Source organism: Actinoplanes sp. NPDC051470, from assembly GCF_040682035.1.
Taxonomy (GTDB): domain Bacteria; phylum Actinomycetota; class Actinomycetes; order Mycobacteriales; family Micromonosporaceae; genus Actinoplanes.
On the sequence record NZ_JBFBAA010000011.1, the window covers coordinates 219,279 to 243,965 of the forward strand.

At 70.6% G+C, this 24,687-nt stretch carries 19 protein-coding genes; 3 read left to right on the top strand and 16 right to left on the bottom strand.

Translation table 11 applies throughout. The features are described from left to right. Positions 1–9: 9 nt before the first annotated feature. From AB0M54_RS21225 to AB0M54_RS21250, 6 genes are read right to left on the bottom strand one after another with little or no spacing between them, the layout of a single operon-like run. Complete coding sequence (locus AB0M54_RS21225; RefSeq protein ID WP_364473213.1) at positions 10–2,583, bottom strand: hypothetical protein; 2,574 nt, start codon at positions 2,581–2,583, stop codon at positions 10–12. A gap of 4 nt (positions 2,584–2,587) precedes the next feature. Continuing rightward, complete coding sequence (locus tag AB0M54_RS21230; protein WP_364473215.1) at positions 2,588–5,131, bottom strand: carboxypeptidase-like regulatory domain-containing protein; 2,544 nt, start codon at positions 5,129–5,131, stop codon at positions 2,588–2,590. Positions 5,132–5,175: 44 nt separating this feature from the next. Continuing rightward, the gene (locus tag AB0M54_RS21235; protein WP_364473217.1) at positions 5,176–6,621 is read right to left on the bottom strand and encodes a HAMP domain-containing sensor histidine kinase; all 1,446 of its coding nucleotides are present in this window, start codon (positions 6,619–6,621) and stop codon (positions 5,176–5,178) included. After that, on the bottom strand, positions 6,618–7,298 hold the full coding sequence (locus tag AB0M54_RS21240; protein ID WP_364325696.1) for a response regulator transcription factor: 681 nt from the start codon (positions 7,296–7,298) through the stop codon (positions 6,618–6,620). The genes AB0M54_RS21235 and AB0M54_RS21240 overlap by 4 nt, the downstream gene beginning before the upstream one ends. A 12-nt stretch (positions 7,299–7,310) precedes the next feature. Beyond that, entirely contained in the window at positions 7,311–8,084 is a 774-nt protein-coding gene (locus AB0M54_RS21245; RefSeq protein WP_364473219.1) for an ABC transporter permease subunit, read from the bottom strand. 19 nt (positions 8,085–8,103) lie between these two features. Beyond that, entirely contained in the window at positions 8,104–9,018 is a 915-nt protein-coding gene (locus AB0M54_RS21250; RefSeq protein WP_364473221.1) for an ATP-binding cassette domain-containing protein, read from the bottom strand. Between the two features lie 81 nt (positions 9,019–9,099). Here AB0M54_RS21250 and AB0M54_RS21255 point away from each other — a divergent pair, with 81 nt between their 5' ends. Further along, positions 9,100–10,080: an LLM class flavin-dependent oxidoreductase gene (locus AB0M54_RS21255; protein WP_364473223.1), complete on the top strand. Its 981-nt coding sequence runs from the start codon at positions 9,100–9,102 to the stop codon at positions 10,078–10,080. 32 nt (positions 10,081–10,112) lie between these two features. On the opposite strand, the gene AB0M54_RS21260 is transcribed toward AB0M54_RS21255, so the two are convergent. From AB0M54_RS21260 to AB0M54_RS21305, 10 genes are all read right to left on the bottom strand, one after another. Continuing rightward, positions 10,113–10,352 carry a hypothetical protein gene (locus AB0M54_RS21260; RefSeq protein ID WP_364325684.1) on the bottom strand — a complete coding sequence of 80 codons (240 nt, stop codon included), beginning with the start codon at positions 10,350–10,352 and terminating at the stop codon, positions 10,113–10,115. 188 nt (positions 10,353–10,540) lie between these two features. Next, the gene (locus AB0M54_RS21265) at positions 10,541–13,663 is read right to left on the bottom strand and encodes a DUF87 domain-containing protein (RefSeq protein WP_364473225.1); all 3,123 of its coding nucleotides are present in this window, start codon (positions 13,661–13,663) and stop codon (positions 10,541–10,543) included. Beyond that, on the bottom strand, positions 13,660–14,271 hold the full coding sequence (locus tag AB0M54_RS21270; protein WP_364325678.1) for a hypothetical protein: 612 nt from the start codon (positions 14,269–14,271) through the stop codon (positions 13,660–13,662). The genes AB0M54_RS21265 and AB0M54_RS21270 overlap by 4 nt, the downstream gene beginning before the upstream one ends. 90 nt (positions 14,272–14,361) lie before the next feature. Further along, positions 14,362–15,720 carry an FAD-binding oxidoreductase gene (locus tag AB0M54_RS21275; RefSeq protein ID WP_364325675.1) on the bottom strand — a complete coding sequence of 453 codons (1,359 nt, stop codon included), beginning with the start codon at positions 15,718–15,720 and terminating at the stop codon, positions 14,362–14,364. Further along, positions 15,713–16,495, bottom strand: coding sequence for an ABC transporter permease (locus tag AB0M54_RS21280; protein ID WP_364473227.1), 783 nt, complete (start codon positions 16,493–16,495; stop codon positions 15,713–15,715). The genes AB0M54_RS21275 and AB0M54_RS21280 overlap by 8 nt, the downstream gene beginning before the upstream one ends. Beyond that, entirely contained in the window at positions 16,492–17,355 is an 864-nt protein-coding gene (locus AB0M54_RS21285; protein ID WP_364325669.1) for an ABC transporter permease, read from the bottom strand. Before AB0M54_RS21285 ends, AB0M54_RS21280 begins: the two co-directional genes overlap by 4 nt. A gap of 4 nt (positions 17,356–17,359) precedes the next feature. Next, positions 17,360–18,571, bottom strand: a complete 1,212-nt coding sequence (locus tag AB0M54_RS21290) for a spermidine/putrescine ABC transporter substrate-binding protein (protein WP_364473229.1) — start codon at positions 18,569–18,571, stop codon at positions 17,360–17,362. Between the two features lie 35 nt (positions 18,572–18,606). Then, entirely contained in the window at positions 18,607–19,710 is a 1,104-nt protein-coding gene (locus AB0M54_RS21295) for an ABC transporter ATP-binding protein (RefSeq protein ID WP_364473231.1), read from the bottom strand. A 15-nt stretch (positions 19,711–19,725) separates the two neighbouring features. Further along, positions 19,726–21,132 carry a gamma-aminobutyraldehyde dehydrogenase gene (locus tag AB0M54_RS21300; RefSeq protein ID WP_364325660.1) on the bottom strand — a complete coding sequence of 469 codons (1,407 nt, stop codon included), beginning with the start codon at positions 21,130–21,132 and terminating at the stop codon, positions 19,726–19,728. A 224-nt stretch (positions 21,133–21,356) separates the two neighbouring features. Next, positions 21,357–22,505, bottom strand: a complete 1,149-nt coding sequence (locus AB0M54_RS21305; RefSeq protein ID WP_364473233.1) for a sigma-E factor regulatory protein RseB domain-containing protein — start codon at positions 22,503–22,505, stop codon at positions 21,357–21,359. 158 nt (positions 22,506–22,663) lie between these two features. Here AB0M54_RS21305 and AB0M54_RS21310 point away from each other — a divergent pair, with 158 nt between their 5' ends. Together AB0M54_RS21310 and AB0M54_RS21315 are read left to right on the top strand one after the other, a co-directional pair. Continuing rightward, positions 22,664–23,329 carry a response regulator transcription factor gene (locus AB0M54_RS21310; RefSeq protein ID WP_364325655.1) on the top strand — a complete coding sequence of 222 codons (666 nt, stop codon included), beginning with the start codon at positions 22,664–22,666 and terminating at the stop codon, positions 23,327–23,329. Then, positions 23,326–24,669: an ATP-binding protein gene (locus AB0M54_RS21315; protein WP_364473235.1), complete on the top strand. Its 1,344-nt coding sequence runs from the start codon at positions 23,326–23,328 to the stop codon at positions 24,667–24,669. Before AB0M54_RS21310 ends, AB0M54_RS21315 begins: the two co-directional genes overlap by 4 nt. Positions 24,670–24,687 lie beyond the last annotated feature (18 nt).

The following is a 24,687-nucleotide window of genomic DNA, read 5'->3' on the forward strand; positions in this document are numbered from 1 at the left end:
TCCGCGGGTTCAGCTCTCGGTGATCGTGAGGTCGACGGTCTTCGTGCCGGACTTGGGGACGTTCACCTTGTCGGGCCAGGAGCCGGATGCGGCGGGGCCGGTGAGCGACCAGCGGAGCAGGACCGGGCCGGGGCCGATGATCGGCATGTCGTAGGTGCGGTTCTCGCTGGTGAAGGTTGCGGTGGCCAGGTCGTCGCCGGTGGCCGCGTTGACCGCCGTGACGCGGCCCGTGGTGAAGGAACGGGATGTGGTGACCGTGCCGGTGAGGCGGCTGCCCGTGATCAGCACCGGGTCGTAGGTGGTGACCCGGTCGGGCTGCACCTTCACCGTCGGCGCCTGGAAGCGGTTGCCTCCGTTGCCGAGGAGCTGGCGGGGTGCGGCGCCGTCCTTCGGGGTGAGGAACAGCGGCCAGTCGTACGGGCCCAGGTCGAGGTAGATCCGGTAGCTGCCGCTGGTGAACGACTCGCTGGACGGCGGCGTTCCGGCCAGCGACCAGGCGTCGGGGCTGACGTTGACCTTCGCCATCGGCGCGCCGGCGGCGTCGCGGACCGTGCCGGCCACGGTGCCGCCCCGGTCGAGCAGGATCGTGGGCGGCCGGGTCACCTTGCCGACCTTCACCTTGATCTTGACCGCGTCCTTCTGGCTGCCGGAGCCGCCGTTCTCGCCCACCCACTGGGCGCCCAGGCCGAGGGAGTTGGTCGAGTAGACGAACAGCTGGAAGGTGCCGGGCCGCATGGCGTACGTCGTGAACTTGCCGGTTTTGTGCGTGCACCCGATGTCCGACTCCATCGACGGGAAGCCCTCGCCGGGGACGGCGAGCACGAGGCACCACTGCTTCTGCCCGGCGCCGTTGATCCGGTCGACGATGGTGACCGAGATCCGGCCGCCCTCCTCCAGTGAGGACACGGTCAGCGGGGTGATGCCGCCGTCGGCCACGGTCACCGGGATCCGGTCGCTCTGCAGGTAGTTGCTGCCGTTGTCGGGGTGGACGACGACGGTGGCGGGACCGGTGGGTACGCCGACGATCGACAGGGTGTCGCCGTCGGTGCAGTAGCCGGTCCAGGTGTTCACCGTCGCGCAGAAGCCGGCCGGCGCGGTGATCCGCAGCGTGTTCCCGAGCGTCCAGGTCTCGTCGACCGTCGTGGTGGTGTTCGCGGCCAGGTGGTACGTCCCGGGAGCGGTCTGGGTCAGCTTGGCGTCGGTGTTGCGGAACGAGATGCGGTACTCCTCCGGCGTGATGCCGTCGGCCGTCCATTCGCCGTTGCTGTCGGTGACCTCGGCGTACGAGTACCCGCCGGCCACCGCCTTGATCTCCACGAAGATCTTGGACAGCGGCGCCCCGTCCGGTGTGGTCAACCGGCCGCGCACGGTGGCGGGCCCGGCGTACCGGGTGTCGGCCACGGTCACCTCGCCCGGCCGCACGACGATGGTGTCGGCCTGGTCGCGGTGCAGCGTGCCGGGCACGTACGTCTGGGTGCCGTCGAAGTTGTCCCAGGACAGCTGGTACCCGCCGGGCTCGAGGGCGCTGAAGAGATAGCCGCCCGCCTCGTCGGAGTCTTTCCCGCGGACCTCGACGCCGTCCTTCCACAGGTGCAGTTCTTCCTCGGCGACCGGGCTGCCGTTGGCCCGCTCGAGCTCGCCGGTGATGCCGCCGAGCGGCCGCAGGGTCTCGTCGACCTCGATCACCTGGCCGGCGGCGACGGTGAAGATCGTCGCGTCGGCCGCCTTGGGCTTCTGCGGGACGTACTGGGTGCCGACGGCGTCGTGGTCGAGGGCGACCCGCCACCGGCCGGCCGGCACGTTGATCCGGTAACGCCCGTCGTCCTCGAGGATCCCGCCGACCGAGAGGGTGGAGCCGCCGACCTGGGCCGCGTAGATGTAGAAGTCTTCGGCGGGGGCGCCGGACGGCAGCGTGACCTCGCCCTCGATGGTGCCGAGCTCGATCTGGGTCTCGTCGACGACCACCGGCTCCTGGCCGGTCACCTGGATCGTCTCGGCCGACGCGAAGTCGGGCTTCTGGTGTGCCCACTGCGCCACGCCGTGGTCGGTGTACTGCAGCTTGACCGGACCGAACGGCGTCGGCGAGACGCGGTACCGCCCGTCGGGACCGGTGTAGCCGCTGGCCAGGACGCGGTTGTCCAAGGAGTACGCGTACACCTGGGCGCCGGCGATCGGCTCGCCGGTGAACGAGGTGTAGGCCCCGACGATCGTGCCGACCGGGAGTTCGGTCTCGTCGACCGTCACGGTGACACCGCTCGCGATCGGGAACAGCGTCGCCTCGGCCGCGGTGGTCTTCTGGTGGGCCCACTGCTTCATGAAGCAGTGGTCGAACGACAGCCGGACGGACTCGGCCCAGGTGAACAGGTCGATCGAGTAGTGGCCGGCGGCGTCGGTGTTGCCCCAGCCGACGATCCGGTCGGTGTTCGATTCGACGACGATGTGCGAGTTGACGATCGGCGTGCCGTCGGCGGCGGTGTAGGTGCCGACGACGGTGCCGTAGGGGGAGGCGGCGTGCGAGGGGGCGGCCCATCCGGCGACGGCCAGCAGGCCGGCCGCGGCGGCGGCGAGAACGCGGCGGAACATCGGCTCAGCTCCCGGGGATCGTGAGGTCGACGGTCTTGGTGCCGGACTTGGGGACGCTCACCGGGTCGGGCCACGAGCCGGACGCGCCGTCGATCGACCAGCGGAGCAGGACCGAGCCACCGCCGACGATCGGCAGGTCGTACGCCCGGTTCGCGCTGGTGAAGCCGGCCACCGCGAGGATGTCGCCGGTGGCCGTGTTGACCGCCGTGATCTGCCCGCTGGTGAACGGCCGGTCGGTGGTCACCGTGCCGGTCAGCCGGCTGCCCGCGGCCAGCGTGTAGTCGAAGACGCCGCCGGGGACGACGGTGGCGGCCTGGAAGCGGTTGCCGGTGCCGCCCGACCACTGCCGGGGCGGCGTCCCGTCCTTCGGGGTGAAGAGCAGCGGCCATTCGTACGGCCCGAAGCCGGACATCGTGTACCGGCCGTTGGCGTCGGTCTGCGGGTACGGCGGCGCGGTGCCCAGCGGCCACGCCCCGCGGCTGACGTTGACGCCCGCGACCGGAGCGCCGGCCGCGTCGCGGACCGTGCCGCTGATCGGCTGGCCCGGGTCGAGCAGCACCTGGGGCAGCCGGGTCGTCTTCCCGGTCTTGACCTTGATCTTCACGGCTTCCTTCTGGTCGCCGGTGCCGCCGGCCGCGCCGACCCACTGGGCGCCCAGCCGCGAGGTGCGGGTCGAGTGGACGAACACCTGGTACGTGCCGGCCGGCACGGCGTACGTGGTGATCTTGCCGTTCTTGTGGGTGCAGTTGTTGTGGGAGCCGAGGTCGGGGGTGCCGTCGCCGGGCGCCACGAGCACCGCGCAGAAGTCCCACGCGGGCGCGCCGCCGGCCCGCTCGGCGATCTGCACGCCGACCCGCCCGCCCTGGTCGAGCGGCACGGTCACCGCGGTGTCGCCGGAGCCGATGGTGACCGGGACCGGCGTACCCGGCAGATAGTCGCTCTTGTTGGTCGGGGTCACCGAGAGCGTGTCGGCGCCGGCGGCGAGGCCGGGAACGATCAGCGTCTCGGTGTCGGTGCAGTGGCGCCCGGGCCGGTCCTCGAAGGTCGCGCAGAAGCTCGCCGCCGGGTCGCCGGTCACCGCGTCGACCGCGGTCACCCGCAGCGTGCTGCCGGTCCGCCAGGTGTCGTCGACGGCGGTGTCCCGGCCGGACGCGAGCGGGAAGACCTCGGCGTCGGCCGCGGTGGCCTGGCCGTACGCCCATTGGGTGTTGCCACCGGTGGCGAAGGACACGACGTAGTTCTCCGGCCGGATGTTGTCGATCGTCCAGGTGCCGTCGCCGGTGGTGGTCGCGCCGTACGAGTAGCCGGGCGGCACCGAGGCGGCGCGCACGGACACGCCCGGCGCGGGAGTGCCGTCCGGCAGCGTGAGCCGGCCGTGCAGCCGGGCGCCCGCGACGTCCCGGGTCGAGGCCGTGGTCTTCCGGTACGCCCGGATCGTGATCACCTCGGCCTCGTCCCGGTGCAGCGTGCCGGGGAGGTAGGTCTCGGTGCCCGCGCTGTTCCGCCAGGACACCAGGTAGTCGCCGGGCTGGACGCCGCGGAAGAGGTATTCGCCGTCCTCGTAGGCGTACCCGGTCGCGACCACCTGATCGCCCCGCCACAGCTGGACCCGCTTGTCGTTCCCGCCCTTCAGCACGCCGCCGACCGAGCCGAGGGCCAGCACCGTCTCGTCGACGTCGAGGGTCTGCCCGGTCGCGAGGGTGAAGACGGCGCCGTCGTCGAGCTTGGTCTTCTGCGGCACGTACTGGGTGCCGGTGATCTCGGTGTCGACGGAGACGCGGTACTGCCCGGCGGGCGCGCTGATCGAGTAGTGCCCGTCGGCCGTGACGTCGGCCTCGACGTAGCCGCCGCCGACCCGGTAGGCCGTGACGTAGAGGTCGTCGGTCAGCCCGGAGATCACCCCGCGGATGGTGCCGGTCGGGATCTGGGTCTCGTCGACCACCAGGGTCCCGTTGACCGGCGCGTCGAAGGTGGTCGCCGACGCGAAGTCGGTGGCCTGGTGGGCCCACTGCTCGACGTTGTTGCGGTCGAAGAGCAGCTTGACCGGTCCGGCCGGCACCGGGTCGATCCGGTAGCGGCCGTCCGGCCCGGTCAACACGCTCTTCAGCAGCCGGTTGGTGGTCGAATAGGCCCCCACCAGCACGTCGTCGCCCGGCCGGCCGTCGGCGGTGGTGAAGGTGCCCTCGACCGCGCTGTCCGGCGTGCGGATCTCGTCGACCGTCACGGTGCCGCCGTCCGGCACGGTGAACAGCGTCGCGCTCGCCGCGTCGGGCCGGCGGTGCGCGTACTGCGTACGCAGGAGCTCGCTGAATTTGATCTTGATCGAGCCGGCGGTGATGTTGGGAACCGTGTAGCGCCCGTTGGCGTCGGTGGTGCCGCCGCCCTGGTAGAGGTCGGTCGCGGAATAGACGATGACCTGCGCGCCTCGGATCGGCGTGCCCGCGTCGGTGGTGTACGTGCCGGTGACGGTGCCGGCCGCGGCGGCCTCCGCGGGCGCGGCCCAGGCGCCGACGATCAACAACGCGGCCGCCAAGCTACGACGGATCATGCGAGAGCCCCCGTGAATCAAGCAGTGCCGATGTCCACAGGAGACTAGCCGCTCAGCCGGGGGAGCGAGATCCGGAAAACGGCCCCCTTGCCAACCGCCGTGGTGAGCTCTATCTCGCCGCCGTGGGCGTGCGCCAGCGACTGGGCGATGGCCAGCCCCAGCCCCGAGTTCGCGCCGCCCTCCCGGCTGCGGGAGCGGTCCGCGCGGTAGAACCGGTCGAACACGCGGGTCGCCTGGTCGGCGGTCAGGCCGGGACCGTCGTCGGCCACCTCGAGCACCGCCCGGCCGTCCATCGTGCCCACCCCGATGCGGACCGGGGTGCCGGCCGGGGTGTGCGTGGCCGCGTTGCCGACCAGGTTGGTGACGACCTGCCGCAGCCGGGCCTCGTCGGCGTGCACCGGCGCCGGGCCGGGCCGTTCCTCGCCGCCGGGCCCGGTCAGCGTCACCGGCCGGGTCGGGTCGAGCGCGCGCAGGTCGTGCCGGGCGTCGGTGGCGAGCGTACGCAGATCCATCGGCGCCCGATCGAGCTGCGCGTCCGGCAGCTCGTCGAGCCGGGCCAGCAGCAGCAGGTCCTCGGTCAGCGCGCTCAGCCGGGTGGCCTCGCGGTCGATCGCGTGCATCGCCTCGGCCACCGCGTCCGGCCCGGTCAGCCCGCCCATCCGGTACAGCTCGGTCGACCCCTTGATGACGAACAGGGGGGTACGCAGCTCGTGGCTGACGTCCGACACGAACCATCGCATCCGCGCCTCGGACGCCGCCCGACCGAGGAACGCCTGCTCGAGCTGCACCAGCATGCTGTTCAGCGAGGCCGCGAGCCGCCCGATCTCGGTCTTCGGTGAGGCTATTCCGGGTACGCGCTGAGTGATGTCCCCACCGGCGATGGCGGCGGCGGTGTGCTCGATCCGGCGCAGCGGCCGCAGCCCCCGGCCGAGCGCGAACCACCCGGCCACGGTCAGCAGGATCAGCAGCAGGCCACCGCTGACCAGGCTGGCCGTCCGGAACCGGCTCAGCGTGGCGTCGGCCTCGGTGAGCGGGGTCGCCGCGACGACCGTCCCCGAGCCGTCCGCGGCCGGCCGCGCCACCGCCCGCCACCGGCCCGAGCCGTCGGCCGCGCGCAGGTTGACCGTCGTCCCGTCGGTCGGCACGGTGCGCAGGACGTCGTGATGAGGCAGGGTCAGGCTGCTCAGGCGCGACGAGACGACGCCGTTCACGACCCGGCCGTCCGCTCCGAGAAACACCAGGTAGGGGGCGCCGAGCAGATCGAGGGCCGGGTCGAGCAGGTCGGGCCGGTCCTGAGCGCCGGGGATGGGCGGCCGGTTCGCGGTCACCGCCGACATGATCGTCGAGAACGACCTGAGCTGGTTGTCGATCCGCTCGTACTGATATTTCTCGAGTTGGTCGACCACGACCGTGCCGAACACGGCCAGCCCGGTCAGCAGCAGCCCCGCGGTGAGCGCCAGCAGCCGCGACCGCAACGAGAGCCGGGTCACCGCCGCGGCCGCCGCATCACGTAGCCCACCCCGTGCACGGTGTGGATGTGCTTGGGCTCCTCGGCGTCCACCTTGCGGCGCAGATAGGAGATGTACGTGTCCACGATGCTCGCGTCCCCGCCGAAGTCGTACCGCCACACCCGGTCGAGGATCTGCGCCTTGGACACCACCCGCCCGGCGTTCTCCATCAGGTAGCGCAGCAGCCGGAACTCGGTGCCGGAGAGCCGCACCGGCTGCCCGCCCCGGGTCACCTGGTGCCCCTCGGTGTCCATCGCGACCTCCCCGACCGTGATCACGTCACCGCCGTGGCCGGCCGTGCGGCGCAGGATCGCGCGGATCCGGGCGATCAACTCCTCCAGGTCGAACGGCTTGGTCACGTAGTCGTCGGCGCCCAGCGACAGCCCGGTCACCTTGTCGGCCTGCCGGTCGCGGGCGGTGAGGAAGAGCACGGGCACCTGGGTACGTTGCTCGCGCAGCCGCCGGACCACCTCGAACCCGTCCATGTCCGGCAGCATCACGTCGAGCAGCACCAGGTCGGGCGGGTCGGCCCCGGCCGCGGCGACCGCCTCCCCGGCGGTCGCCGCGGTGGTCACGCTGAAGCCGGCGAACCGCAGCGTCGCGGCCAGCAGCTCACGCACGGTGGCCTCGTCGTCCACCACCAGCAGGCGGTCACTCATCACGTCAGCTTGTCAGACGTCGCGGCGCCGGAAGAGCACGAACCCGGCGGCCAGCACCGCGGCGATCCCGGCGCACATGCCGCCGAAATAGAGCCAGGGGTGCGGCAGATCGGGGTTGGGCAGCGTGGCCAGCACCTGGGCCCCGCCCTGGCTGGGCCAGAAGTAGAGCACCTTCTGCAGCCAGTCCGGGAACAGGCCGCCGAGCGCCGGCACCAGGAAGACGATGCCGACCAGGGTGGCCAGGGCGCCCGCGGTGGACCGGAGGATCGTGCCCAGACCGACCGAGAGCAGCGCGATCGCGGCCAAGTAGAGGCCGCCGCCGAGCACCGCGGGGAGCACGCCCGGATCGCCCAGGCCGGCGTGCGGCGCGTCCTTGGCGGCCAGCATGAGCTGCCCGATGGTGAACGCGGCGACCATCAGCACCTCGCCCACGACCACGGCCAGGGCGGCGGCGAGCAGCACCTTGGCGGCCAGCAGCCGGTGCCGGCGCGGCGTCGCCCCGAGCGACATCTGCATCAGCCCCGACGCGAACTCGGAGGTGACCATCAGGATGCCGAGGACGCCGATCACCAGCTGGGCGACGATGTAGCTGCGCAGGCTCAGGTTGGTCGGGTCCCATTCCAGCCGGTCGGCCGGGCTGAGCTCGGCGTAGCCCTCGCCGCCGGCGAAGCTGGTCAACGCCGTGATGCCGAGGCCGACGACGAACAGCGTGGCCAGCGTCAGCCAGGTCGACCGTACGCTGCGTAACTTGACCCACTCGGCGTGCAGGGTGTGCGTGAACCTCATGCGGCAACCTCTTGAAATCTCATGCGGCCACCTCTTGAAATTCGACACTGTCCCGGGTCAGTTCCATGAACGCGTCCTCCAGCGAGGCGCGTTGCGGCGTGAGCTCGCTCAGCACCACTCCGCCGGCCGCGGCCAGCGCCCCGATCTCGGCGGCGTTCAGCCCGTTCACGATCAACGACGACTCCAGGCCTTCGCGTACGGAGGCCCCGGCGCCCACGAGCCGGTGCGCGAACGGCGCCGGGTCGGGCGTACGCACCAGAACCGTTCCCTCCCCACCGGCCGTGACCAGCGCGTCCATGCTGGTGTCGGCGATCAGCCGGCCCCGCCCGACGACCACCAGATGATCGGCGGTCCGCGCCATCTCGCTCATCAGATGGCTGGAGACCAGCACCGCCCGGCCCTCGGCGGCCAGCCCGCGCATGAAGTCGCGGATCCACCGGATGCCCTCCGGGTCGAGGCCGTTCACCGGCTCGTCGAAGATCAGCACCCGCGGGTCGCCGAGCAGCGTCGCCGCGATGCCGAGCCGCTGCCGCATGCCCAGCGAGAACCCGCCGGTCCGCCGCCCGGCCACACTCTCCAGCCCGACCCGGGCCAGCACCTCGACGACCCGGCGGCGGGGGAGACCGTTGCTCACGGCCAGGGCGAGCAGGTGGTCGTACGCCTTCCGATGGCCGTCGATCGCGCCGGCGTCGAGCAGGGCGCCCACCTCGGTCAGCGGCACCGGCAGGTCGGCGTACCGGCGGCCGCCGATCGTGACGGCGCCGCGGGTGGGCCGGGCCAGGCCGACGATCATCTTCATGGTGGTGGACTTGCCGGCGCCGTTCGGGCCCAGGAACCCGGTCACCTGGCCGGGTTCGACGGTGAAGGACAGGTCGTCCACCACGGTCTCGGGGCCGTACCGCTTGGTCAGCCCCCGCACCTCGATCCTCGTCATGCCGCATACCGTGACGCGTGTCTCTGATCCAGTTCTGAGTTGTTCTGGGAGAACTCTGTGAGAGCGAGACATCATGGGCCCATGGCGATCCCCCTGTCCCTGCTCGATCTCGCGCCCATCGCCCCCGGGCAGACCGCCCGCGAGAGCTTCGCCGCCAGCGCCGAGCTGGCCCGTGCCGCCGAGCGGGCCGGCTACCGCCGGGTCTGGTATGCCGAACACCACAACATGCCGTCGATCGCCTCCTCGGCCACCAGCGTGCTGATCGGCCACGTCGCCGCCCACACCGACACCATCCGCCTCGGCGCCGGCGGCATCATGCTGCCCAACCACTCGCCGCTGGTGATCGCCGAGCAGTTCGGCACCCTGGGCACGCTCTTCCCCGACCGCATCGACCTGGGCCTGGGCCGCGCCCCCGGCAGCGACCAGAACACGATGCTGGCCCTGCGCCGCGACAACTCGTCGGCCGACACTTTTCCCCAAGACGTGCAAGAGCTCCAGGGCTTCCTGACCGGCAAGTCGCGCATCCCCGGCGTCGAGGCGGTGCCCCGGCCCGAGGCGCCGGTGCCGCTCTACATCCTGGGCAGCTCACTGTTCGGCGCCCAGCTCGCGGCGGCCCTGGGCCTGCCGTACGCGTTCGCCTCCCACTTCGCGCCCGACGCCCTCCACCAGGCGATCGGCGTCTACCGCGACTCGTTCCGCCCGTCGGCCCAGCTCGCCGAGCCGTGGGCGATCGCCGGCGTCAACGTGATCGCCGCCGACGACCACGACCTGGCGGTCGAGCAGAAGAACGCGGCCTACCGCGCCCGTACCCGAGCCTTCCTGACCCGGGGCCCGATTCGCAGAAACTTCACCGACGCCGAGATCGACGACTTCCTCGCCTCACCCAGCGGCGGCCAGCTGGCCCAGATGACCCGCTACACCGCCGTCGGCACGGCCGCCGAGGTCCGCGACTACCTCGAGGCCTTCGCCAAGGAGGCCGGCGCCGACGAGCTGATCACCGCCCACCACGCCCAGAGCGTCGACGACCGCCTCCGTTCGATCGAGCTGACGACCGCCCCCTGACGCCCGGGGCAGCCGGCCGCCGTCCCGGTCCATCAACCCTTCTTCGCCATCTCGAAGGTAGCCGGCACCGCGTGCGTCGCCCGCTTGTACGACTCGCGCAGATCGTCGCGGGTGACACATCGGACCGTCACCTCGTCGAAGCGTCCCGACCGCATCAGGGTGCGCTCGGCCGAGACGCCCTTCTTCCTGAGCATTTCGGCGACCTGGACACCGGTGGTCGCATAGCGGATGTGCAGCCTCGGCCGGCCGCCGGAGAACTTCGCCGCAGACATCGATTCCGTAATCGTTTCCGCCACCCATCCGGAATGAGTCGGGGTTGAAGTCGCTCTCGTAGAACGAGCTGAGGACGCAGAATCCGGCGAATGCCTCGAACGCCTCGTCCTGGGCGAGCGTCTCCAGATCGCGGTCGGTCTGGAACTGCTTCATCAGGCTCTCGATGACGATGTCCATGCGGGTTCCCTCACTCTGCCCTGGCGCGCTGGAGGACTTCCTCGGCGCTCAGCGCGCTCTTCGGGTGATGACTCAGGCACATCGGCGTATTTAATCGGCGGAACGGTTTGCCCTCGGCGACCGCATAGAATTCACCGGCCTTGAGCCGCGAGATCTCCAGCACCGCGCTTCCCTTGGCCTGAGCCACCTCCTTGGCCGCGGCGATCTGCGTGGGACTGTTCAGGAACCCGTAGAACTGCGTCGCCGCATTGCCGACGATCCGGTTGTGGATGCCCTTCGGCGCCTGGGTCGCGAAGATGAGACCGAGGCCGTACTTCCGGGCCTGACTGGCCAGCGCCAGCGCGCTTTCGGTGCAGGCGGTGACCGGACCCGAGGGTACGAGCGTCTGCGCCTCGTCCATCACGAACAGCCCACCGAGGGGCTTGTCGCCGGCCGGATGACGCTTGATCCAGGCGAACAGCGCCATCTGCAGCTGGTTCACGAAGCTCTGACGCTGCTCGTCGGTGGGAAGCCCGATGAAGTTGACGACCGAGACACGGGCGCGTTTCCCCGGCGCCGGGGTCATCAACACGCCCGGGTCCAGCGCCACACCGGCCCCGCCGAAGAGCGGATCGTTGACCATCGCCGCCTGCAGCGTCTCAGCCATGTCGGCGGCCAGCTCGTAGGCCTTGGCCAGGGTGGCCGCCTCGTGCGGGAGATCCTTGAGCAGGTCGACGAATTCGGCCAGCCCGCCGCCACCGCTCCGGGCGAAGTGGGCCATCGCCTGCTTGAGCACGGCCCTTCCGCGGTCCGCCTTGGCGGTGTTCCCGGCCATGCGGGCGCGAGGCGCCAGCGCGGCGACCGCGGCGTCGAGGGCCAGCGCGAACTCGTCCGGCTCGTCCAGGACGGCCGCGAAGTCGGGCAACGGTTGCAGGCTGAGTGGCCGGCCCGACTCCCGCCGCGGCGTCCAGACCACCACGTCGGTGCCCTGGAGATAGTCGGCGGCCATCCGTGCGTCCTCCGGCCGCCACCCCGCCGGCGGTGTGGGCCAGGGATCGCCGAGGCGCGCGAGGTCGTTGTTGGGATCCAGCACGATCGCCGAGACGCCGTGGAGCGCGCACTCCTCGATCAGGCGGCGGATGAGGACCGTCTTGCCCGACCCGGATCCGGCGAAGATGACGGCGTGCTTGCGAAGTGACTCGAGCGTGGCCCGCACCGGTTTCCCGTCCGAGACGCCGAGGCCGATCTCGTTCTCGGCCTCGGGTGCGTCGAGAACCACCGGCGCGTTCTCGACTGCCGGCGACCCGACGAGAGCGGTCGGCGGCCCGACGAGAGCGGTCGGCGGCCCGACGAGCGCCGTGGGCGGCCCGAAGAGGGTCGTGAACAGCGCGGTGTTCCAGGCCGGTTGACGCGACACCAGCCAGTGCGGAAGGGCCGGCTCGTGCTCGTCGAGCATGGTGGCCAGCGCGTCGAAGGTGCGCAGGTCGTCCTCGGTCACCTCGGTGATGACGCCGCCCAGGTCGAGGAACTCCTGGCGTACGCGGCGGCTGACCGTGCCGGTGGGCCAGTCGGTGTTGCGCAGCAGGACGGCGCGGCGCTTGCTGATCGCCGGGTCGAGGTTGGCGAAATCGCGCAGCCGGCGAAGCCGCGTCTGCACGGCTCGGTGGTGCGGATGAGCCAGCGCCCGGAACGACCACTGCGCCTCGTCCTCGGTGGTGTCGTCGAGCGTTTCGCGCAGCCACGCGTGCAACGACGGGCTGCCGTCCTCGCCCGGCTGCACCTTGTACCGGCTACGGCGATCACCCTGCTCGATCGTCCAGGCGCGCAGCCCGGCGTCGAGCAGCCGCGGCATCGCCTGATCCTCACCGGCGGGGCTCAACGCGTCACCGATCTTGGCCTGCCCGCGGAGCTCCGCCAGCCGCTCGTCGAATGTCGTGAGCTGCTCCGGCGGCGTCACCGGGGCGATCCGTTGCGCCGGCCGAGCCACCGCGCCGAAGTCGGCGAGCTCAACCACGGCGTCGGAGTCCAGGCAGGACTCGACGTGATCGTCCGCGCGCTGCAACAGCCGGCGGGGCGTGAGATCGGTCGCGGTGCCGAAGGCCGTCCGCAGGATCGGCCACGTCGGGTACGGCGGTTCGAACTCGGCCGTTTCGAAGAACGGCTCGAACTTCGCCGCCAGCAGACGCTCGGCGACCTCGGCCGACGGAAGAACGCTGAGCCGGGTCTCCTGCCGGAACCGATTGGTGACCGAGGCCAGGGCCGACTCCCTGATCAGATTCCAGGAGGTGGGCAGACAGGCGACGATCGTCACGGTCCGGCTCAGAACCTCGCGCAGCTGCATCAGGCCGTTGCCCAGGTCGGCGGCGAGATCGATGGGCTCGCCGGCCGGCGTCCGGGCCTGGGCGAAGATCGTGTCGATCTGGTCCACCGCGAGCAACGTCGGCCCGGTGATCGCCAGGAGCTGGGAGATCTCCGCGGCGACATCCTGCGGTTTCTTCGGCCGCCGGGGAAGACCCCAGGTGTCCAGGGCCTCCGCTGTCCCGTCGTCCGCGGACAGCAGCCAGCTCTCCGCCGCGTCGGCGACGTTCTCGTCGGGTGAGGCGATCAGCACCAGGGCGCGAAGGGTGTGGCGGCATTCGCGTCCCGCCTCCGGGTGGGCCCTTCGCACCCCGCTCACCAGGTGATCGAGGACCTCCGGGCTGATCGGCCGATCACCACGCACCATGAGCCGCATCGCGTTGGGGACCTGCGAGATCTCGGCCAGGGCGCCGAGAAAGACGGAGAGCTGCAGATGCCGGTACGAGCCCGAACGCCTCAGCCCGCGGAGGAACGCGTGCACGATGTTCGTCCAGAAGCTGCGGCCGTCGGTGATGCCCATCAGGAAGAAGTAGCCGTGCCGGTGCTGCACCTGCTCGCGCGCCCATCGCACCAGATGTGTCTTGCCGGCGCCCTGCCGCCCCTCGATCACCAGGCCCAGCGGGCACCGGGACTCGCTGTCCCTGGCCTCTTCGAAGGCGCGGAGCAAGGTGTCACCGACGTCGCCGTTCAGCTCGTCGATGTGGATGTCGAGCGGCGACCAGACATCCTCCTGGGTGGGCGCCCAGTCCAGCCTGCTCAGTTCGGAGAGCGCACGGCGCTCGGCCGGCTCGATCACCGCGTGCCGATCGCGATCAGATGCATGTCCTCCCCGCCGACGCTGATCGCGGCCGCGCGTGCCTCGTCGGTCAGGACCCGGCGGTTCGGATCGGGGTCGAGGTGGATCTGCTTCCGGCGGTTCAGATCGATCAGCGCGGCGTCGAGCTCGGCGCGGGAGATGCCGGCGAGCCGGCCTCGGAGCTGGTCCAGACCGACCAGCTCGCCTGGCTGCCCGGCGAGCTCGCCGTAGACGCGCCGGATGCCGTCCTCGGGCGATTCCTCCAGCACGAAGACGTCGGAGAGCTGGTAGTCCAGCTTCTGCATCATCCGATCGAGGTTGCGCAGCGTCGCATAGTGAAGGCGCCAGGCGGGCGATGCCTTTTCCGGCGGCTCGGAGGTGAGTTCCGTTCGTGCTCTCGCCCAGCCCTTGTCGGTGAGTTCGTGAAAGATCGCCTGCCGGGCGCCTTTCCGCCACGTGATCAATTTCTCGTCATTCAGCCGATCACGGTCGGGTTTCTTGATCGTCAATCCAAAACGGTTCTGAAGATCCGGATTGGATGCCTCGGAAACGTGGATCATGAGTGCGATCAAAGCCTGGCGGGCTGAGGTGCTGAGGGCGGCGGCCATGGGAAGCATCATGAATGGTCGGCGGCAATATCGCGAGAGTGAGAATTTGTCGCTGATGATCGAATGCGAATAGGCCGGCCTTGATCACCATTACGAATCGAAGCCGACGCCCAGGCGGTCGAGGGTTCGGAGCCACAGGTTGCGGCGGCCGGCCTGGCGGTCGGCCTGGGCGATGGACCAGCGGGTGAGCTGGATGACGCCGTTGCGGACCGGCTCGGGTGGGAACGGGACCGGCTTGCGGCGGACCATCTCCAGGCGGGTCAGGGGAGTGGGCCGGCCGGTGAGCAGGTCGAGCATGACGTTCGCGCCGAAGCGGGTCGCGCCGACGCCCAGGCCGGTGTAGCCCGCGGCGTACGCCAGCCGGCCGCCGTAGGCGGTGCCGAAGAACGGGCTGAACCGGCTGCACGCGTCGATCACTCCGCCCCACTTGTGGGTGAAGCGGATGCCGTCGAGCTGGGGGAACGTGGCCGCGAAGTGCCGGGCCAGCCGCCGGAACGTGTCCTCGCGCTGGTCGCGGGCGGGACTGATCCGGCCGCCCCGGTAGTAGATCGCGTCGTAGCCGCCCCACAGGATCCGGTCGTCGGCCGTACGCCGGAAGTAGTGGAACTGGTTGGCCGCGTCGCCGAGGCCCTGCCGGTTGGCCCAGCCGATCGAGGCCAGCTGTGCCGCGCTCAGCGGTTCGGTCATCAGCGCGTAGTCGTACACCGGCGCGATGTAGTGCTGGAGCCGGCGCAGCAGCTTCCCGTGTGTCCCGGTCGCGAGCGCCACCGACGAAGCGAGGACCTCGCCCCGCGGGGTGTCCAGCCGGAGCCCGCCCCGGGCCGGCGAGATGCCGAGCACCGGGGTGTTCTCGAAGATGCGTACGCCGAGCGAGAGGCACGCGCGGCGCAGCCCCCAGACCAGCCGCGCCGGGTCGACCATGGCGCAGCCGTCCCGATCCCAGACCCCGCCGAGGAACCGTGGCGAACGGACTTCCGCCTGAACCGCTTCAAGAGAGAGGAAGTCGGGCGAGGAAGAGAGCGCCGCCAGCTGCCATTCGGAAGTGGCGACCACGAGCTCACCGGTGCGCTCGAAGGAACAGTCGATGTCATAACGTGCGACGGCCGACGCGATCGCGCCCAAATTGTCCAACCCGAGCTGTTCCAACTGAGCCAGCGAGGAAGGAAAGTGGCGCAGCCCGTTCTCGTACCCGTGGGTCAAAGAGGCCGAGACGAACCCACCGTTCCGCCCCGACGCGGCCCACCCCGCCGTACCCGCCTCGAGAACGACGACGTCCCGTGAAGGATCCCGCTCCTTGGCCAGCAAGGCGGTCCACAGCCCGCTGTAGCCGGCCCCGATCACAGCCAGCGAGGCCCGCAAGGCCGAAGCGAGCGGATCAAGGGCCGGCGGCGCCCCCTCCTGGGACAGCCAGTAACAGGAGGGTTCGGCGTCGGCCAGCGGGTCAGCCACGGCGGCGGCGCGGCCGGGAGCGCACCCCGGACAGCACCGCGATCAGCACCCCGACCGCGAAGATGAGCGTGCCCATGACGTTGACCTGCGGCGGCAGGCCGACCCGGGTGGCGCCCCAGATCCAGAGCGGGAACGTGACCGTGGTGCCGGCGGTGAAGTTGGTGACCACGAAGTCGTCGATGGACAGCGCGAAGGCCAGCATCATGCCGGAGCCGATGGCCGGCAGCAGCAGCGGGAACGTGACCTTCCAGAACGTCGTCCAGGCGGTCGCGCCCAGGTCGGCGGCGGCCTCCTCCAGGGATCGGTCCAGGGTGAGCACGCGGGCGCGGACCACCACGGACACGAACGAGATGGAGAACATGATGTGCGCGATCGAGATGGTGACCGGGCCGAGGCCGACGCCGAGCGACACGAACATGGTCAGCAGCGAGGCGCCCATCACCAGCTCGGGGGCGGACATCGCGGCGAACAGCACCAGGTTGACCGTGCCCGAGCCGCGGAACCGGTAGCGGCCCAGCGCGTAGCCGATGCCGGTGCCGAGCGCGCCGGCCACCACGGCGGTGATGATCGCGACGACGACCGAGATCAGCAGCGCCTCGGTGAGCGCGTCGATGCCGAAGACCCGGCCGTACCACTTGACGGTGAAGCCCTCCCAGGTCTGGTTGTAGCGGCCGGGGGTGTCGTTGAACCCGAACGCGATCATCACCGCGACCGGCAGGGTGAGCCAGGCGACCACGACCCACGTGTAGATGTGCAGCGCGCGTGAGTTCCTCATCGGGCCGCCACCTTCATCACGTCCTCGGTGCCCAGCGCCCGCGCGTAGGCGAAGACCCCGATCAACAGCACGGCCATGAGTACGAAGGACAGCGCCGACGCCGTCGGATAGTCCGCCGTGGCCAGGTATTGCGCCTGGATGACCTGCCCGATCATCGTGGTCGACGAGCTGCCGAGCACCGCCGAGTTCACGTAGTCGGAGCTGGCCGGCACGAACGTCATCAGCACACCGGCGAATACCCCGGGCAGGGCGAGCGGCAGGATCACCTTGCGGAAGGCGGTGGCCGGGTCGGCGTACAGGTCGCGGGCGGCCTCGATGACCCGCGGGTCGATCCGTTCCAGGGCCACGTAGACCGGCAGCACCATGAACGGCAGGAAGTTGTAGACCAGGCCGGCGATCACCGCGAACGGCGTACCCAGGATGTGGAACGACGAGCCGAGCAGCCCGATGTCCTTGAGCGGCCCGAGCAGCGGGCCCTCGTCGGTGAGGATCTGCCGCCACGAGATGGTCCGCAGCACGAACGACACGAAGAACGGCAGGAGCAGCAGGAACAGGTAGGTGGCCTTGCGCCGGCCGCCGTAGAAGGCGATCCAGTACGCGACCGGGAACGCCACCACGATGAGCAGAACGGTGGCGATCGCGCCGTAGAGCAGCGACCGGAACAGCTGGGTCCGGTAGTTGCCGATGGCGTCCACATAGGTCTGCCAGTGGCCGGTGAACGCGTACCCGTTGACGATGTCGCCCTGTTGCAGCGACAGCGACAGCATGGTGATCATCGGCACCGCGAAGAACAGCAGCAGCCACAGCCCGCCGGGCAGGACCAGGAGGTAGGGCGCGAGGTTGCGCCGCAGCCGGCTCACCGGGTCAGCCCAGCACGACGGGTTCGAAGACCTTCTGGAACTCCTGGTAGTCGGCCGGGGTGTCGAAGTTGCGGTAGTAGTGCAGCTTCGCGTAGTCGGCCTCGGTCGGGAACACCAGCGGGCTGTCGGCCACCGCGGTCAGCGTCTTCTTGTCGTCGCCGGTGGCGGTCTCGGCCTTCTTCTTCATCAGTTCCTGCGCGGCCGGCACCGGCGTCACGTAGTTGATGTAGGCGGCGATGTCGGTGGCGACCTCGGGCCGGTAGAAGTAGTCGATCAGCGTGAGCGCGGCGACCGCGTTCGGCGCGGTGATCGGGATGGAGAAGTTGTCGGTCCAGATCGTGCCGCCCTCCTCCGGGATGACGAACTTGAAGTTCGTGCCGTCGGAGACGTTCTTCTGGAACACGTCGCCGGACCACGCCTGGGTGATCCACACCTCGCCCTTGCCGAGCGCGTCGATGTAGCTCTGGTCGTAGTAGTTGCGCAGGATGCCCTGCGACTTCTGCTCCTTGAGCTTCTCGGCCGCCTTCTTCCAGTCGTCGGCGGTGGAGTTGTCGGGGTTGATGCCGAGCACCATCATCCCGAAGTTGGCCAGCTCCTGGGTGTCGGAGAACATCCCGACCTTGCCCTTGAACTTCGGGTCCCACAGGTCGGCGAGTTTGGTGATCTCACGGCCGGTCTTGGCCGGGTCGTAGGCGATCCCGCTGATCCCGGACGTCCACGGCACGCTGTAGACGTTCCCCGGGTCAAAGGCTTCCTTCTTGTACGCCGGAGCGGCGTTCTTGGCGAAGTTCGGCAGCTTGGAATGGTCGAGCGGCGCCAGGAAGCCGGAGGTCGTGAACTGCTTGAACTGCTGGCCGTTGGTGATGATCTGGATGTCGAACCCGATCGGCTGCTTGGCCGCGAGCTGCGGCTGCACCTTGGCGAACCAGGGGCCCATCTCCTGGATGACCTCCTGGTAGTTCACCGTGATGCCGGTCTCCTTGGTGAACGCCTTGAGCTCGGGCTGTTTCGGGTCCATGTAGAGCGGCCAGCTCGCCACGTCGACGTGCTTGGTGGCGGTCTTGCCGGCCCAGAACTTGGCCACCGCGTCGGCGGCGGGCGCGCTGGCACCGGGGTTGCCCTGGCCCTTCACGCCACAGGCGGCCAGGAAGGCGCTGAACGACGCGAGGCCGCCCATCCGGAGCGCGTCACGCCGGCCGAGGCGACGCTGGGTCATGCCACGAACAAAAGAGGGGTCACGGGGGGATGACATCAGACTCCGATCGGGTACGAATGCTGCGCGTTCCAGTAGAGGAAGACTTTGTCGCCACGGACCGCGAGGTCGTCGGCGTTGGCGGCGTTCTGGTCGAAGACCGTGAACTCGGGGCCGGCGGCGGTCGCCACGGTGTAGTTGGTCGAGGTGCCGTGGTAGACGACCTCGCTGACCGTGCCGGCGACGACCGAACAGTCGCTGGGCGCCTCGACGCCGCGCTCCAGTTCGATCTTCTCCGGGCGTACCGAGATCTCGACCTTGTCACCGACCGCGACCGAACCCGGAACCGGGACCAGCACGCAGTCGCCGGGCGCCGAGCTGAGCGTCGCGATGCCGTTCTCGATGCTCCGGACCTCGCCCTCGAGGAGGTTGGAGGTGCCGATGAAGCCGGCCACGAACCGGGTCGCCGGCTTCTCGTAGATCTCCCGCGGCGTGCCCAGCTGGTCGATCCGCCCGCCCTGCATCACCGCGATCCGGTCGGACATGGTCAGCGCCTCGCCCTGGTCGTGCGTGACGTAGACGAAGGTGATGCCGACCTCGCGCTGGATCCGCTTGAGCTCGACCTGCATCTGCTGGCGCAGCTTGAGGTCGAGCGCGCCCAGCGGCTCGTCCAGCAGCAACGCCCGCGGCCGGTTGACCAGCGCCCGGGCCAGCGCGACCCGCTGCTGCTGGCCGCCGGACATCTCGCGCGGCGCCCGCTTCTCCATGCCGCTCAACGAGACGATCTCGATGATCTCGCCGACCCGGCGGGCGATCTCGTCCCTGGCGACCTTCTTGCGCTCCAGCCCGAAGGCCACGTTCTGGTGCACGGACATGTGCGGGAACAGCGCGTACGACTGGAAGACCATGTTGACGTCACGCTTGTTCGGGGCGATGTTGGTGACGTCCCGGCCGTCCAGGAACACGGTGCCCGCCGACGGGTCCTCGAACCCGGCGATCATCCGCATCGTGGTGGTCTTCCCGCAGCCGGACGGACCGAGCAGCGAGAAGAACTCGCCCTGCGCGATGGCCAGGTCGAGCGTGCGTACGGCGTGGACGGTCTCGCCGTGCGACTGGAACTCCTTGTGTACGCCGACGAACTCGATCGCGGGGGTGTTGCTCATCCGGGGGTACCTCTATCAGCCGACGTTGTGCATCACATGCTTGATCCGGGTGTACTCCTCGAACCCGTACGCGGACAGATCCTTGCCGTGCCCCGAATGGCCGAACCCCCCGTGCGGCATCTCGGAGACGAACGGGATGTGGGTGTTGACCCAGACGCAGCCGAAGTCGAGCCGCCGGGTCATCCGCATCGCCCGCCCGTGGTCGCGGGTCCACACGCTGGCGCTCAGGCCGTACCGGACGTCGTTGGCCCAGCGGACCGCCGCGTCCTCGTCGGTGAACTCCTGGACCGTGATCACCGGGCCGAAGACCTCGTCCTGGACCATCTCGTCGCGCTGCTCCAGGCCGGTGACGACGGTCGGCTCGACGAAATAGCCACGCTCGCCGATCCGCCGGCCGCCCGTCGCCACCCGGGCGTGCGCCGGCTTGCGGTCGAGGAAGCCGAGCACCCGGCCCAGCTGGTTCGCGTTGTTGACCGGGATCACGTCCTGGCGCGCGGCCGCTTCCACCAGCGCCTCGGTGAAGTCGGCGGCGACCCGGTGGTGGACCAGGACCCGGGACGCGGCGGTGCAGTCCTGGCCGGCGTTGAAGTAGCCGGCGTCGGCGATCCGGGCCGCGGTCGACGCCAGGTCGGCGTCGTCGAAGACCACGACCGGCGCCTTGCCGCCGAGTTCGAGGTGGACCTTCTTGAGGTCGGCGGCGGCCGAGGCGGCCACCTCCATGCCGGCGCGGGTCGATCCGGTGATCGAGACGAGTGCGGGGTCGGGGTGGGCGATCAGGTCGCGGCCGGTGTTCCGGTCGCCGCAGACCACGTTGAGTACGCCGGGCGGAAGCACCTCGGCGGCGATCTCGGCCAGCAGCAGCGTGCTCACCGGCGTGGTGTCCGACGGCTTGAGCACCACCGCGTTGCCTGCCGCGATGGCCGGGGCGAACTTCCACACCGCCATGACCATCGGGTAGTTCCACGGGGCCACCTGCGCGCAGATGCCGATCGGCTCGCGGCGCACGTACGACTCGTACCCGGCGAGGTATTGCCCGGCCGACCGGCCCTCGAGCAGCCGCGCCGCCCCGGCGAAGAACCGCAGCTCGTCGAGGAGCGGGGCCATCTCCTCGTCGCGGGTCAGCCCGACCGGCTTGCCGGTGTTGCGGCACTCGGCCTCGATGATCTCCTCGGCCCGCGCCTCGACCCGGTCGGCGATCCGCAGCAGGGCGAGCTGCCGCTCGGCCGGCGTCGCGTCCCGCCACGTCGCGAACCCGTCGCGCGCCGCCGCCATCGCCGCCTCGACGTCCTTGGCCGAGGAGACCGGCGCGTGGGCGTACGTCTCTCCGGTCGCCGGATCGATCACCGGCGAGGTGGCGCCGTCCGCGTGGTCTGCGTAAGCCCCGCCGATGAAGTTCCGCAGGACGGGCAGCGCATCGCTCACGGTCGGTCCTCCTGCCCTCACTGACGTGGGGGGACCTTGACACAGAGAACCGCTTGGAGACAAGGGAATCCGAACTATTTTGCAGAGCCGAAACGGAATCAGCCGTCGATGGTCGGCTATGCCGCGAATTCCGGTGACGATCGCGTACGGCTCTCCGGAATGCGCAGCGGCCGGTGAGCGCAACCCTCTGCGCTCACCGGCCGCCTGATGTGTGGCGATTGGTGCTACTTCTGTGCGGCTACCTCGTACAGCTTCTCGGGAGCCACCGCGCCGACCAGGATCCGGCCGTCGTCGGTCGCCAGCGCGCTGAACAGCGTGCTCTGCAGCAGATGTCCGCTGCCCCAGCTGCCCTTGACCGCGGGCAGGCTCTTCAGCACACCCTCGAGCGCCGCGGCCTCCGGGCCGGCCGCCTTCTTGTCGTCGGCCTTGTCGTCGGCCTTCGGTGCCTGAGCGACGAACACCGACGTCCAGCCCTTGCCGACCACCTTGGTGCTCTCGGCCGCCTGCTTCCGCGCCTCACCATGCTTCTGCTTGGCCTCGGCGCCCTTCTTCTCGGCCTCGGCCTGAAGCTGCTCGGCCGTCTGGTTCTCGACCTTGGCGCCCGGCGGCGGATTGAAGTTGAACTGCTGCGCGTCCGGCTTGGTGAAGCTCACCTGCTGGAACGCCACCCGGACGGCCGGGTTGTTGGCGTCCTTGGCGTAGACGTCCACCCGCAGCGGGATGTGCTCCTTGGCGTCGATCGCCAGGCGCACCTGCCCGATCAGCGAGGCGCTGTCCTTCGGCGCCAGCACCAGCTCGTACGCGTCCCGCCCGGCCACCTCGGCCGCACCGGTCGTGCTGACCGCCGTGGTCGGGTCGATCGCCGCGAGCGCGGCGTCGGCCGCTTCCCGCGGTGTCGACGGCACCACACCCGCCGGCGGCGTGTGCTGAGCCTTGCCCGCCTTGCCCGCCGGCACCTTCAGGTGCGACGCCGTGTTGTTCTGGCTGCGCCAGATCCACACGTCCGTACCGTTGCGGATGATGTCGGTCTGGCCGAGCACACCCTGGATCGCGACGCGGGCCTGGTCCTCGCCGGCGTACCAGACCCGGGCGGTGTTGCTGCCCGCGATCAGCTTGGTCAGCTCGTCACCCTGGCCGGTCACCCCCGGCACGGCCGGCAGCCCCAGATCGGCGGTCTGCACGATCGTCCCGGACAGTCCTTCCACCTTCGCGTTCTGCACGTCGACCAAGAGCTGAGCCGCGCTGCGCTCCGGCAGAGCCGGGTCGGCGCTGGCGACGATGGTCCCGGCAGCCGCGCCACCCCCGATCACGACGACCGCTGCGGCCGACGGCACCAGCCAGCGAAGCGCCGGCCTGGACCTGAACACGTTCACTACGTCCACCTCCCGTTGTCTGCCACCCACCATGCTCCCGACGCCCTGTGACTCCGCTGAGAAGGTCCCCTAGGGGTCTCCTCGGACCAGGCGTCGGCGCTGTGACTCAGCTGAGGAGGTCGCCGCGGAGCAGCCCCCGGCGTGACACAGTTGTCCTCGTGCGGTTGCTGGTGGTGGAGGACGAGGAGCGGCTGGCCGCGGCGCTGCGGCGCGGGCTGCAGGCCGAGGGGTTCGCGGTGGATGTCGCCGGCGACGGCCAGGACGGGCTCGAGATGGCCCGCCACGGCGGGTACGACGCGATGATCCTCGACGTGATGCTGCCCCGGCTCAGCGGCTACCGCGTGGTGCGCCAGCTGCGGGCCGAGCGCCACTGGCTGCCGGTGCTGATGCTGTCGGCCAAGGACGGCGAGTACGACCAGGCCGACGGGCTCGACTGCGGCGCCGACGACTACCTGACCAAACCCTTCTCGTACGTGGTGCTGCTGGCCCGGCTCCGGGCCCTGCTCCGCCGGGGCGGCCGGGAGCGCCCGGTGGTCCTCGCCCACGGCGACGTCGAGCTCGACCCGGCCGAGCGCCGGGTGCTCGTCGGCGGCAGCGAGGTGGCCCTGACCGCCCGCGAGTTCGCCCTGCTCGAATACCTGATCCGCCATCCCGGTCAGGTCGTCTCCAAGACCGAGCTGCTCGACCACGTCTGGGACGCGGCGCTGGACACCGCGCCCAACGCCGTCGAGGTCTACGTGGGCTACCTGCGCCGCAAGATCGGCCGCGATCGCCTGGAGACGGTCCGCGGCGCCGGTTACCGCCTGGCCGCCGTACCCGCATGAAGTGGTTCCGCCGCCGCTCGTTGCGCGCGCGGCTGACCGGCGTCTCCATCGCCGCCCTCGCCGCCGGGCTGCTGGCCGGCGGCCTGGCGCTGATCGCGGTGCTCAGCTTCGCGCTGCTGCGCTCGATCAACGAGGAGGCGCTGGACACCGCCCGCGCGGTCGCCGACCTGGTCGAGCAGAACGCGCTCAGCGACCCCATCCCGGTCAGCGCGGGCGTGCAGGTCCAGGTGGTCGACGACCAGGATCGGGTACGCGCGGTGAGCGCGACCGCCGACCGGCTGGTGCCGATCCTCTACCCCGACGAGCTGAAGGGCCTGGCCAGCGGCCACGGGACGGTCATTCCGGGCGACCGCATCGGGGTCGACGGAGCGGTCCGGGTGGTCACGGTCGAGGCCCGGCAGGGCGCCGAGACGGTGCACGTGCTGGTCGCCCGCGGCACCGGCGACGTGACCGCCGGCATCCGCCTGCTGCGGATCACCCTGCTCGTGGTGTTCCCGCTGCTCATCGTGGTGCTGGCGGTGGTGTCGTGGCAGGTGGTGGGCGCCGCGCTGAGCCCGGTCGAGGCGCTGCGCTCCGGGGCCGAGGAGATCACCGGCCGGGCCCGGTCCGACCGCCTGCCGGTGCCCGACTCCAGCGACGAGGTCCACCGGCTCGCGGTCACCCTCAACGACATGCTCCGCCGCCTCGACGCCTCCCGGGCCCGGCAGCGGGCCTTCGTCGCCGACGCCGCCCATGAGCTGCGCAGCCCGCTGACCACCATGCGCACCGAGCTGGAGGTGGCGCAGCGGCTGCCCGACGACACCGACTGGCCCGCCCTCTCGGCCGACCTGCTGACCGACGTGGAACGGCTCAGCCGGCTGGTCGACGACCTGCTGCTGCTCGCCCGGGCCGACGACGCCGCGACCCGGCCGGCCGCCCGGATCACGTCCGTCCGGCTCGATGAGCTGCTGGCCCAGGTCGCCACGCGCTACCCCGGCGTCCGGGTGGTGTCGGAGCCCCTGGAGATCACCGGCGACCCGGACGCCCTGAGCCGCGTCGTGGCCAACCTGCTCGACAACGCCGTACGCCATGCCTCATCGGCCGTGACCCTCGCGCTCACGGCTGATGCCTCGGGCGTCCTGATCACCGTGACCGACGACGGCCCCGGCATCCCCGAGGCCGACCGGGAGCGCGTGTTCGGCCGGTTCACCCGGCTGGACGACGCGCGGGCGCGCGACGCCGGCGGGTCCGGGCTGGGGCTGGCGATCGTCCGGGAACTGGTCCGCCAGCATCACGGGACCATTACCCTCGGTGACGCGTCGCCGGGTCTCCGGGCCGAGGTCCGATTGCCGAAGTCGTAGGGAACTTTCCGGCCCGAT

Bases quoted from the DNA above. Each gene is read 5' to 3' on its own strand.
- AB0M54_RS21225 (WP_364473213.1), bottom strand. From the start codon at position 2,583: ATGTTCCGCCGCGTTCTCGCCGCCGCCGCGGCCGGCCTGCTGGCCGTC.
- AB0M54_RS21230 (WP_364473215.1), bottom strand. From the start codon at position 5,131: ATGATCCGTCGTAGCTTGGCGGCCGCGTTGTTGATCGTCGGCGCCTGG.
- AB0M54_RS21240 (WP_364325696.1), bottom strand. From the start codon at position 7,298: ATGAGTGACCGCCTGCTGGTGGTGGACGACGAGGCCACCGTGCGTGAG.
- AB0M54_RS21245 (WP_364473219.1), bottom strand. From the start codon at position 8,084: ATGAGGTTCACGCACACCCTGCACGCCGAGTGGGTCAAGTTACGCAGC.
- AB0M54_RS21250 (WP_364473221.1), bottom strand. From the start codon at position 9,018: ATGACGAGGATCGAGGTGCGGGGGCTGACCAAGCGGTACGGCCCCGAG.
- AB0M54_RS21255 (WP_364473223.1), top strand. From the start codon at position 9,100: ATGGCGATCCCCCTGTCCCTGCTCGATCTCGCGCCCATCGCCCCCGGG.
- AB0M54_RS21260 (WP_364325684.1), bottom strand. From the start codon at position 10,352: ATGTCTGCGGCGAAGTTCTCCGGCGGCCGGCCGAGGCTGCACATCCGC.
- AB0M54_RS21270 (WP_364325678.1), bottom strand. From the start codon at position 14,271: ATGGCCGCCGCCCTCAGCACCTCAGCCCGCCAGGCTTTGATCGCACTC.
- AB0M54_RS21280 (WP_364473227.1), bottom strand. From the start codon at position 16,495: ATGAGGAACTCACGCGCGCTGCACATCTACACGTGGGTCGTGGTCGCC.
- AB0M54_RS21290 (WP_364473229.1), bottom strand. From the start codon at position 18,571: ATGACCCAGCGTCGCCTCGGCCGGCGTGACGCGCTCCGGATGGGCGGC.
- AB0M54_RS21295 (WP_364473231.1), bottom strand. From the start codon at position 19,710: ATGAGCAACACCCCCGCGATCGAGTTCGTCGGCGTACACAAGGAGTTC.
- AB0M54_RS21315 (WP_364473235.1), top strand. From the start codon at position 23,326: ATGAAGTGGTTCCGCCGCCGCTCGTTGCGCGCGCGGCTGACCGGCGTC.